Annotated in this window: 8 protein-coding genes; 2 read left to right on the top strand and 6 right to left on the bottom strand. The window is 46.7% G+C overall.

Features of this window, described 5'->3' with window-relative positions; translation table 11 throughout:
* Positions 1–4,714 (top strand): FG-GAP-like repeat-containing protein (locus tag QUB70_RS07150; protein WP_332979281.1); only part of this gene is annotated, 4,714 nt, incomplete at its 5' end.
* 221 nt (positions 4,715–4,935) lie between these two features.
* Here the strand turns inward: QUB70_RS07150 and dprA are convergent.
* The 3 genes from dprA to QUB70_RS07135 all read right to left on the bottom strand — a co-directional run bounded on the left by dprA (position 4,936) and on the right by QUB70_RS07135 (position 7,595).
* Positions 4,936–6,087 carry a DNA-processing protein DprA gene (gene dprA, locus QUB70_RS07145; RefSeq protein WP_332979280.1) on the bottom strand — a complete coding sequence of 384 codons (1,152 nt, stop codon included), beginning with the start codon at positions 6,085–6,087 and terminating at the stop codon, positions 4,936–4,938.
* 52 nt (positions 6,088–6,139) lie between these two features.
* Positions 6,140–6,793: a YdcF family protein gene (locus tag QUB70_RS07140; RefSeq protein WP_332979279.1), complete on the bottom strand. Its 654-nt coding sequence runs from the start codon at positions 6,791–6,793 to the stop codon at positions 6,140–6,142.
* A gap of 154 nt (positions 6,794–6,947) precedes the next feature.
* Positions 6,948–7,595 (bottom strand): DUF2301 domain-containing membrane protein, encoded by a 648-nt coding sequence (locus QUB70_RS07135; RefSeq protein ID WP_332979277.1) that lies wholly within the window; start codon positions 7,593–7,595, stop codon positions 6,948–6,950.
* Between the two features lie 80 nt (positions 7,596–7,675).
* Between QUB70_RS07135 and QUB70_RS07130 the strand changes: the two genes are divergently transcribed.
* Complete coding sequence (locus tag QUB70_RS07130; RefSeq protein ID WP_332979276.1) at positions 7,676–8,338, top strand: calcium-binding protein; 663 nt, start codon at positions 7,676–7,678, stop codon at positions 8,336–8,338.
* Between the two features lie 249 nt (positions 8,339–8,587).
* On the opposite strand, the gene QUB70_RS07125 is transcribed toward QUB70_RS07130, so the two are convergent.
* The 3 genes from QUB70_RS07125 to QUB70_RS07115 form a co-directional block, all read right to left on the bottom strand.
* Complete coding sequence (locus QUB70_RS07125; RefSeq protein ID WP_332979275.1) at positions 8,588–9,343, bottom strand: DUF561 domain-containing protein; 756 nt, start codon at positions 9,341–9,343, stop codon at positions 8,588–8,590.
* Positions 9,344–9,537: 194 nt separating this feature from the next.
* Positions 9,538–9,669: a hypothetical protein gene (locus QUB70_RS07120; RefSeq protein WP_332979273.1), complete on the bottom strand. Its 132-nt coding sequence runs from the start codon at positions 9,667–9,669 to the stop codon at positions 9,538–9,540.
* A 66-nt stretch (positions 9,670–9,735) separates the two neighbouring features.
* On the bottom strand, positions 9,736–10,545 hold the full coding sequence (locus QUB70_RS07115; RefSeq protein ID WP_332979336.1) for a creatininase family protein: 810 nt from the start codon (positions 10,543–10,545) through the stop codon (positions 9,736–9,738).
* Between the last annotated feature and the right edge of the window lie 32 nt (positions 10,546–10,577).

Below are 10,577 nucleotides of genomic sequence, written 5' to 3'. Positions count from 1 at the left end.
CACTCCGACTCCGACGCCAATACTTGGGAGTCCAGGCATTGTTATTAGTCCGGCATCGGGATTAGTAACTACAGAAGCTGGTGGCACAGACCAATTCACCATCAGACTCAACCGCCCACCTACTGCGGATGTAACGATTGGTTTGCGTAGCAGCAATGAAGCAGAGGGAGTAATTTCGACGGAATCAATTACCTTCAATTCTGTTAATTGGAATCAGTGGCAGCCGATTACGATAACGGGTGTGGACGATAAAGTATTTGACTTCGATAAGACTTATCAGATTGTGACTGCCCCTGCTGTGAGTGCGGATAGTAACTACAACGGCCTTAACGCACCGGATGCCACTGTTGTTAACAGGGGTAACACCATACCGCCATCTGACTTGGATTCTGACACTGCTGCTAACCCAGGCATCACCGTCTCCCCCACCAACGGATTAATCACCACTAAAACAGGTGCAAAAGCCAAATTTACCCTCGCACTTAATAGCCCGCCGACGGCTCCTGTTACGATCGGTTTGAATGTTTCTCCTCAAAATCCTGCTGAAGGTAGTCTCTCCACTCCAGGAGTTACCTTTACACCTGACAACTGGAATATACCCCAGGAGGTAACGGTAAAAGGAGAGGGTGGTACTCTGTCTGCTGCCGCTAACCGACCTTACACGATCGTTACCGCCCCTGCGATCAGCACTGACAGCAAATACTCAGGTCTAGATGCCTCTGATGTCAGTCTCACCAATATGTTCGTTTATGCCGATCCCTACAATCTCTATCCTCAGATTGTCGTTGGGCCAACAAACGAGTTGATTACAACAGAAGCAGGCGACACTGCTAATTTCAGTGTTGTGTTGACTCAGCAACCTATAGCTGATGTTGTCATCCCAGTCAGCAGTGACAACACGGCAGAAGGAACTGTTTCTGTATCGACGCTGAAGTTCACTCCTGATAATTGGGATATAGCTCAGATTGTCACAATCAAGGGTATTAACGATAATCAATCTGATGGCGATCGTCCCTACAAAATAATCCTCGGACAAGCTATAAGCAACGAATCTGCTGACAGTGGCAATTCTTTTGGCAGTCCCGGGTACTCAGGTATCGATCCTCAAGATGTCAGTGTGACTAATCTTGAACGCAGTTACACTTTCAACAAAATCAATACGGAAATCTCGAATTATTTCGACGGCGGAGCGATTAGCCCTTGGGGAGACTACAGCGGTGATGGGAAACTGGATTTTATCGCGTCGGGCCGCCCTGAGCCACTTAGCAGATTCGGTAGCTCTTCTGACTTCACTGGTACTTGGCTGTACCGCAATAGTGGCAGTACCTTTACCGCTGAAAGCGGCTACCCAAGTTGGGAGTCAGCTTCCCTAGCAGCTTGGGGAGATTACAACAACGACAGCCAGCTAGATTTTCTCTTGCAAACAAACGGAGTTGGCAAATACCAAATAGCATCCAGTCTCAAATTGTTCGGCAACAATGGCGATGGCTGGAATGGATCTACGATCGAGTACATAAGTCCCAATAATAGTAGTTCGCCAGTATGGGGAGACTACAACAATGACGGCAAACTTGACATCCTCAAGGCCACTAAACAAAATATCTTCAACTCAGACTTTACTGGGTATGCCCAGGAAAACGCCAGCGTGCTTTACCGCAATACTGGTAGTAGCAGCAGTTTTACGCCAGAGATTAGCGCTCAACTCCCGGGCGTTACCGACGGTTCGGCTGCTTGGGGGGACTATAACAAGGATGGCAAATTCGATATCCTGCTAACGGGCGATAGTGTTTCAGGCAAAATAGCCAAGGTGTTTCGCAATACTGGCAGCGGCTTTAGCGAAGCTTTCGCTTTGCCCGGTGTTTCTAATGGTTCGGCTGCTTGGGGAGACTATGACAATGATGGCGATTTGGATATCTTGCTGGCGGGTAATTCAGATTCTGGCAACATCACTAAAGTTTACCGGAACACAGGCAGTGGCTTTAGCGAAGACACGACTGCCGCCATGCCCGGTGGTAGTTCCGCAGCTTGGGGAGACTACGACAACGACGGCAAATTTGATATCTTGCTCGACAGCAAAGTTTACCGCAACACTGGCAGCGGCTTTAGCGAAGATACCAGTGCAGGAGTGACTGGTGACGCTCAGGGATATTGGGGAGACTACGACAGTGACGGCAAATTGGATATTTTGCTGGGCAACCAAGTGTACCGCAACAATAATGAGATGGCGAACACTCGCCCAACTGCACCAACAGGGCTGTCGGCTTTACCTTCGGGCCGAAATGTCACTTTTAACTGGAACAAAGCAACTGATGCTCAAACTCCTGCGGATGGTTTAAGCTACAACCTGCGAGTTGGCAGCACTCTCGGTGGCAAGGATATTCTCGCCCCGATGTCTCTCAATGACGGAACTCGGCAAGTAGTGGGGCTGGGCAATGCCAACCAAAACACTACCTGGCAACTCAAAGACTTGTCTCCAGGGACATATTATTGGAGCGTACAAGCAATTGACACAGCTTGGGCCGGTTCACCTTTCGCCACAGAAGGCGAATTTACAGTCACCAACAACTCTACAGGCATTAACCTGAGCGTTCCCCAGACATTGAGCGGGACACTGAGCAACACTGACCCCGACAACCCCGCCCGTACAGGTAGCTACCGAGACGACTACAGCCTTGTGGGAGTAACGCCGGGGCAGAAGGTGAAAATCAACCTCGATGCACCATTTGACACCTACCTGCAACTGGTTAATGCAGATACTAACGAGGTAATCAAATTTAACGATGACTTTGGCGGAAGTGTGAACTCGCAACTTAGCTTCAAAGTGCAGCCAAACATCAATTACCTCGTGCGAACCACCAGTTACAGAAGCGGTGCGGAGGGCGACTATAATTTGAGCGCCACCGAGATTACTGTGAACAGCCCGCCAGAAGAGCAGATGCGTTTAGGTGGGAGCTACACAGAGTTTAACCAAGCGATCAAAGATGTATACACTGACCTCGATGGCGACCCGATTAATTACCAGTTAACTCTACCTGATGGCAGTCCTTTAGAAAATGGTAGCTCAAACACTAATTGGCTCAGACTTGAATCGAACCCCTGGGAAAACACAATCACATTCACCGGAACTCCCCCAAGCGGTTCGCAACCCTTCGAGGTGAAGTTAATAGCTACAGACTCTTACGGTGCCAGTAGCGAACAGACTTTCACGGTAACAACAAAAGATGGCCGCTGGGTGATCGACGGCTACATTTCCGGTGCCACTGTCTTCCTCGATGCCAACAAAAACGGCATTCTTGACACCAACGAACCATCCACCACAACCGACACAGGCGGTAAATTCAATCTCAACATCCCCTTCGAGATTTTCGACACCAACAAAAACGGAGAAATCGACCCCTCAGAAGGCAATCTAGTAGCCACCGGAGGCACTGACACCGCCACCGGCTTACCCCTAGAAACACCAGTCACCGCACCACCAGATGCGAGTGTAGTCACCCTCCTAACCACCTTAATCGCCGACTTAATCGACAAAGGAATTGCACCCGAAGAAGCCCAATCTTTAGTCAAAGCCGCCCTTTCTCTCCCCGCCGATGTTGACCTAACTAGCTTCGATCCCATAGAAGCTACCAACAACAACATACCGGGCGGAGTCCAAGTCTTATCCGAAATGGTGAAAGTCCAAAACTTCATCACTCAAACCAGCGCTTTAATTGACGGTGCATCCAGTGCAGTCAATACCGATATTGTCAAAGCTGTTGTCAGTTCAATTACCAATCAAATTCAATCCGGTACAGTCTTAAATCTCAGCAATCCAGCCGCCTTAGAACCAATCATTCAGCAATCCGCCGCCAAAATCCAGCAGATTGACCCCAGTTTCAACATTCAAACAGTCACCCAAATTACATCGCAATCCGCGACAGTAATGGCAACAGCCAATCAACGCATTGATGCGGCTGTCTCCAACCCAACAGCAACATCAATTCCTGAATCACTTGCCCGCCTCCAACAAGTAGCCTTGGGCCCCACCACTCAAGACTTCAAAGAAGTTGGTACGGGAAATAAACCTATTTCCCAGCTAGTTGCTGACAATACTGGTACTGGTTTAGATAGCAGAATTGAAGCTGTAGTATTGCCGGCTGGGATTGCAACTCCTGTTGTCAGCGGTGATGCAGATTTGGGCAGCAATTCCCCGAATGCAATTCTCGGTACGAATGGCGACGATATCCTGAGTGGCGACAGCGGGAATAATGTGTTGATGGGGATGAGGGGCAATGATTCCCTCGATGGAAGTCTGGGGAATGACACTATTTTCGGCGGCAAAGGTAGCGATACAATCCTGGGAAGTAGCGGTGATGATGCCTTGTTTGGCAACCGCGGTGCTGACATTTTGAATGGCGATGATGGTAATGATATTCTTTACGGAGGTAAGGGAGATGATTTGCTGACTGGCGGTTTAGGACTTGATAGTTTGATAGGAGGAATGGGAGTAGATAAGTTCTTACTCTCTACCAATTCTGGTACTGATACGATTACCGATTTTGAAGTCGGTAAAGATTTGTTAGTATTGGGTAACGGGTTGAGTTTCTCGCAATTGGCGATTAGTCAAGATAGTGGTGCGACCTTAATCCGGTTTGCCCAAACAGGGGAGATTTTAGCTTCTCTGGTCGGTGTTTCTGCTAGCAATATTAGTGCCGTTAACTTCGGATTGATTTAAGAGCGATTTCGGGTCAAGCAATTGTTCTAATAGTTCGCTCGATCCCCCCTAGCCCCCCTTAATAAGGGGGGGACAAGAGTATTCAAAGTCCCCCTTATTAAGGGGGATTTAGGGGGATCGAAACTTAAACAACAATGAAAAATACAGAGTCTTCTCTTCAATCCGCGCAGGCGGATTTTGTCTGTGTAGACGCGGTTTCAACCGCCCAGTTTTTTTTCACATCAGCACCGCTGATATCGCATTCCCGGTAACTGCGAAACTAATCCCAACAATTCCAACTGCAAAAGTATACTAGAAACTGTTCCCGCTTCCAATCCCGCTGCTTCCACAATTACATCAAAAGAAATCGGCCCAGATTCGATCGCACTTAACACCTTAGCCAATTCCGGCTCCAACGGCGGCCCTTGCTTCTCAACCGTCGGATTTAGTGGAAACAGCGACAACTGCTCGGCATTATCCAATTTGGGCATAGCTCCGAGCATTTCCAATAACCTGTCTTCGCTTAACAGTCGATCGCTATTCGGGAGAATTGGATGAGCACCTTTACTCAGCAACTCCAAACAACCAAAAGAACGCTCATCATCCAATCTTGCCGTCAAAACATACACATCCCGGCAAAAATCATTCGCTTGATAAGCAGTAATTAAAGCACCCGATTTGTGCGGAGCTTCTATCACTATTGTAGCGCGACTTAAGCCAGCAATTATGCGATTTCGGCGCGGAAAATTAGTTCTATTCGGTTGAGTCCCCGCCGGATATTCGCTAATTACCAATCCCTGCTGCAAAATGCGATCGCACAACCGCTCATTTTGTTTGGGATATACAATATCTACTCCCGTCCCCACCACTGCAAAAGTCCTTCCTCCCGCCTCCAAACAGCCTGTATGAGCCTCTGTATCAATGCCCGCAGCCAATCCCGAAACCACAGTAAAACCGCTTCTAGCCAAAGCCGTACTAATTTTGCGAGTCCACCTTCTGCCGTATTCCGAAGGGCTGCGAGTGCCAACAATTGCCACCGTCGGCGTAATTCCTTCATTCTCTTTGCGATCGACTAAACCGCGATAATACAACACTGGTGGCGGATTGGGAATTTCCAATAATAAGCGGGGATAATCTGGATCGGCAGGCGTCCAAAAACAGGGATTTTTTATAAGATGTTTTTCGATAAACTCTTCGGGATTAAGTTTAGTGCGTTCTTGCACAATGGTTTCAATTATCTGCTTGCCAAACCCTTCAATTCGCATTAAATCTACTGGTTTTGCAGTCCAAGCTTCTGCCAAACTATTAAAATTTTGGTGCAATCTTTGCAACAAAATCGGCCCGATACCGTTAATTTGTGACCATGCTAACCAGTAAGCGCGTTCTTCTAACAACGAGTTGCCCTCAACTTTTATTTACTAATAACTAATGACTGATGACTAATGACTAATTTTTCCAATCAACAAAACGGGCATAAATATAAGCAATAATTTCTCCGATTACCGTCCGAAAACCTTCGCTCGATTTCCACCATTCTTGTGAGTTGTAATCTTGCGATTCCGCCGCTATAATCCCGACTTTAATTTCAGGATTCAGGACTTCTTTGAAAACAATCCAACTTCTGCGGGCGTGAGTGCCCAAAGAATAAAGATTAATTGAGTTAACTTTTAAAGCTGAAGTAGAAAGCCAATCTCGAAGTGCGATCGCAGAAGCAGCAGTGCGGTGTTTCACAACACTCGCGGCAGGTACTGCTACTACTTTGTCCTTATCAAATCCTAACGCAATACAAGTCGCGGCCGTCAGTTCGGCATAATTTTTATATTCAGCGAGATAGTAGCCTTTACTTAAAGGCAGTCCTGTGGTAATTAATTGGCGGTATTCGCCTTTTTTGAATTCGGCGATCGCGCTTTCGATCGCATAATCCGGCAACCAGCCTTCGACAACCAATATATCTGCTTTAATCGGCGCATTTACCGCCAAGAATGGATGGATATTTGTAATAATTAAGAGCATTAAAATTATCAACCCCGTGCTTGCAATTATCCAACCTTCCCTAGTAATTACCCAGATTTCTCGACGACGGATTAAACGAATTCTCATTTTATAGCAGAAGCAAGAAAATCGATGTGAAGAAGGAAGAAGCCACAACACCAATGGTTTTAGGAAAATGGAAATAGTGGGACAGTGAGATAGCGATCGAATTGCTCTTCGGCCCCATGTCCCAATGCCCCATTCCCAATGCCCCATTCCCAAATTATTTGTGTTTCAAATACTCAAAAACGCTCTTGTCGCCGATATCCTGCGGCATCGGTTGAAAAAACTTCCGCACAGCAAAGATGATAAACAAAGCCGCCCAAAATGCGAGCAAAAATTGTTCGTTTTCGGGTGATAAAAAGCCGAAAATATGTCCTAAAATTAAGAGAGGAACTCCCGGAGTCAAAAACTTAGTTTCTAGGCGGTTGAAGCAGAATGCTTCCTTAAAATAAATGCCATTTAAGGCAGCAAAAGTAAAGCCAATTCCCCACAGCGTGGCTGGATGTTCGTACACCGCTAAAGCTAAGGGTTCGCTGCTTTGTAGGGCGACAAACAATGCTGCCGCGCCGCCGATCGCCCAAAACGCCTGTAGCGTTCGGTGCAGCGCAATCATGTAAATGTGAATAGTTGCCAAGCTGACGCCTAAAGCTATCCAGAAACAAGCAAAAACAGGCGTTACAGCTTGGATAGCAATCGGGTTGTCGCCCTGTTGCAGCACCAGAGTAGTGCCGATCGCAAAACACAGCGCAGCCACCCCCAATCCAGCGCGGTAAATCAATACTCCCGCGCGATCGCTTTGAGTAATCGTAAACTCGCCGAATTGTCCTTGATAGACTGGCGATTCATCAGGCGATTTCAGTAGTTGCATAATAGCTTCCTCCTATCAGACACGAATGTACTTCTGCCAAGATATACTTTATTGATAAACCGATCGAGCGAGACCGAGCGATGCCTAAATTTAACAAGCCTAAACTTAACCAGCCTAAAGTTACCAAGTCTAAATTTGACGATCGCCCAAATCCCAGCAAATCCATTCCTTCTGAAGTCGAACTTCCGGCCGTTCAGCTTGATGAAACCATTGTAGCAGGCAGAAGACCGAAACCGCTAAACGACTTCCAGCGCCTGCTGGAGGAATTATCCGAATTGAGATCGGGCTTCGATCCAGAAATGTTAGCGCATCTCGATAAAAATATCCCATTTAATACCAAGCATTTTGAAACTAAAATGAGCAAAATTTTGGGTTCTAAAAATATTGATAGCACCCAAAAAAACTCAGTCCAATATCTAAAGTACATCAAGGAAAATATTCAACTCCCGTGCCACGTTACCGGCATAGAAGAGTTTGAATGGGAAGAAGAATATACAATGGGTTTTGGCAGCAAAAAAGAATATGCAAGACTCAAAAAAACTCAACCTTCTTATACTGATAGCTTCATAATTAATCGGCTACATGATTTTGTACTTCAGGAAGAAGGCATATTTGTGGAAGTGCAGCGCGTCGCCGATCGCCAAAAGTTTATGTTGCCTTTATTCGAGTTAGAATCAGTTGATGAAAGTTCCCCAAACAATCAGTTATTAGATGATTATGCCGTGTGGTTTATCAATTATTAAGGAAGTTTTGGAAGAGTGGGGGAGGGGAAGAGGGGAAGAGTGGGAGAGGGGAAGAGTGGGGGATGAGAAAAATCTTCCTTCTTCCTTCTTTTTACTCTGAACGAAGCTGAAGAGCCTTCTTCCCTCTTCCTTCTTCCTTCTTCCTTCTTCCCTCTTCCTTCTTCCTTCTTCCCTCTTCCTTCTTCCTTCTTCCTTCTTCCTTCTTCCTTCTTCCTTCTTCCCTCTTCCTTCTTCCTTCTTCCTTCTTAATTAAATTGAAGCAGCAAAGTGCGATCGCGAAACCAAAGCCAAAGCTTCAACCAAACTGCGAACAGCCGCAATCATCGCCACTTCGCTATTAAGTTGGCTGACAGCAGAACCGACACCAACACCCGCAGCACCGGCTCCAATAGCGAGGGGTGCGGTGACGCTGGAGATGCCGGAAGCGCAGAGTACGGGTACTTGTACGGCGCGGGAAATTTCAAAGGCTGCTGCCAAAGTAGGCGCTGCTTTTTCAATTAATCCCAAGGTTCCGGCGTGAATTGGTTGGGCGCTGGTGCCGCCTTCGGTTTGGATGATGTTAGCGCCAGCTTTGACTAATTCTGTTGCTAACTGTACTTGTTTGTCGAGTGTCAAAATGTGGGGAACTGTCACAGAAAGAGTGATGTTCCCAAATAGCGATCGAGTTTGGCGAGTCAACTCCAAAACTTCCTCAGCTTCAAAGCGGCGCCCTACTGCGTAGAAAGCATCAAAGTTACCAATTTCAATCAAATCAGCGCCAGCTTCTACCGCAGCCACAAACTTTTCCGGTTCCACAGCAGATACACAAATTGGCAAATTTGTCAACAGTTTTGCCATCAACACCAAATCTCGATCGGCAGCAATATCGACAAAGGAAGCACCGCCGAGATCCGCTGCTTTGACGACAGCCGCAACGTTTGCGGCATCAAAATTATTTAAACCGCTGATAATTTTCAGGGCGCGACCTTGCTCAAATGCCCGCTGCAATTTAGGATTTACACTCATCGTTAGTTTTCCCACTCAAAAAATTTCTTAGACTTATTTTGACACGGATTAGAACAATTTTTGATTTTTAATTCTTAATAGCGATAAGGTGCAACCTAAGCACCATACATAGATCGGTTATGCCTCCAGGACTGTATTTTTGATTTTTATAGCAACCGCCAAGACAGTTAGAACGTTCTTAATTGCTGCTGCAACTATTGTTGTGACTGCATTTCCACATCGATATTCTTCCCTCTTCCGACTTCCATCGGACTGACATTCGTTACATCCGTTACATCCGTTACAGAATCCGTTGCCGAACTTCCCGGCTGTCGAAATTTGTGCACATCTTTGATAACTTGTGTCTGCAACTATTGTTGGGACTGCCTTTCCACATCGATCTTCTTCCCTCTTCATTCTTCCATCGGACTGACATCCGTTACATCCGTTACATCCCGTACATTGCTCGTTGCCGAACTTCCCGGCTGTCGAAATTTGTGCACATCTTTGATAACTTGTGCCCAGCCGTCAGAGAGAGATTCGAGAATCCGAGATCCCTTTTCTTTCGTCGCCACCGTCACATCGCCCAAAACTCCGCTTTCAGTCAACTCTCGCGTCAGCCAAGCAAAAGGCAAATTCCCTTCCCGACTCACCAAACTGTCGATCGGCAAATTTTTCGGATATTCTGTAACAGCCAGTTCCATTTTCACCTGTGACGGCAAAATTGACAACATCAAACTCATTTCTGCATCACCCGCGTGAATCCCAAACTCCAACTCCTTCGCAGTCAATAATTCAGCAGCAACATTCGGAACCCGCCAAACAAACAGCGGAAAAACCGAAAAATCCTGATATTTTTGATGAATATCCCGCGCCGCAATTTCCATCACCTGCGGCTGTCCGCCGCGAGCGTTCATTAACACTAATTTCCGAAATCCTGCCCGGTAAATACTGTCAGCAATTTCGCCGATTACTGCTAAAAGTGTTTGAGCACTGAGCATAATTGTACCGGCAAAATGGCAGTGTTCGTTCGACTTGCCGTAGTACAAAGGCGGCAAAGCATAAGCGGGAATACTTGCATCTAACGAAGCCAGCGCTTTGCCAGTCACCGCCGCGCTAATTGCCGCATCTACAATTAAAGGCAAATGGGGGCCGTGCTGTTCGATCGCACCTAGCGGCGGGTGCATCTCACTTTGGCGAGTATGCCAAAAAAGGGTTAAAATGAAAAAGCCAGTAAAATCGCCAAATAAAAATA

Origin of the sequence: Microcoleus sp. A003_D6 (genome assembly GCF_036702825.1) — a bacterium.
Taxonomy (GTDB): Bacteria; Cyanobacteriota; Cyanobacteriia; order Cyanobacteriales; family Microcoleaceae; genus Microcoleus.
Note: the sequence above shows the minus strand (reverse complement) of the source record. Positions and strands in the feature narration are given on the sequence as shown.

Excerpts from the sequence above, each read along its gene's own strand:
- QUB70_RS07135 (WP_332979277.1), bottom strand. The coding sequence starts at position 7,595 with ATGCAACTACTGAAATCGCCTGATGAATCGCCAGTCTATCAAGGACAA.
- QUB70_RS07125 (WP_332979275.1), bottom strand. The coding sequence starts at position 9,343 with ATGAGTGTAAATCCTAAATTGCAGCGGGCATTTGAGCAAGGTCGCGCC.
- QUB70_RS07130 (WP_332979276.1), top strand. The coding sequence starts at position 7,676 with ATGCCTAAATTTAACAAGCCTAAACTTAACCAGCCTAAAGTTACCAAG.
- QUB70_RS07140 (WP_332979279.1), bottom strand. The coding sequence starts at position 6,793 with ATGAGAATTCGTTTAATCCGTCGTCGAGAAATCTGGGTAATTACTAGG.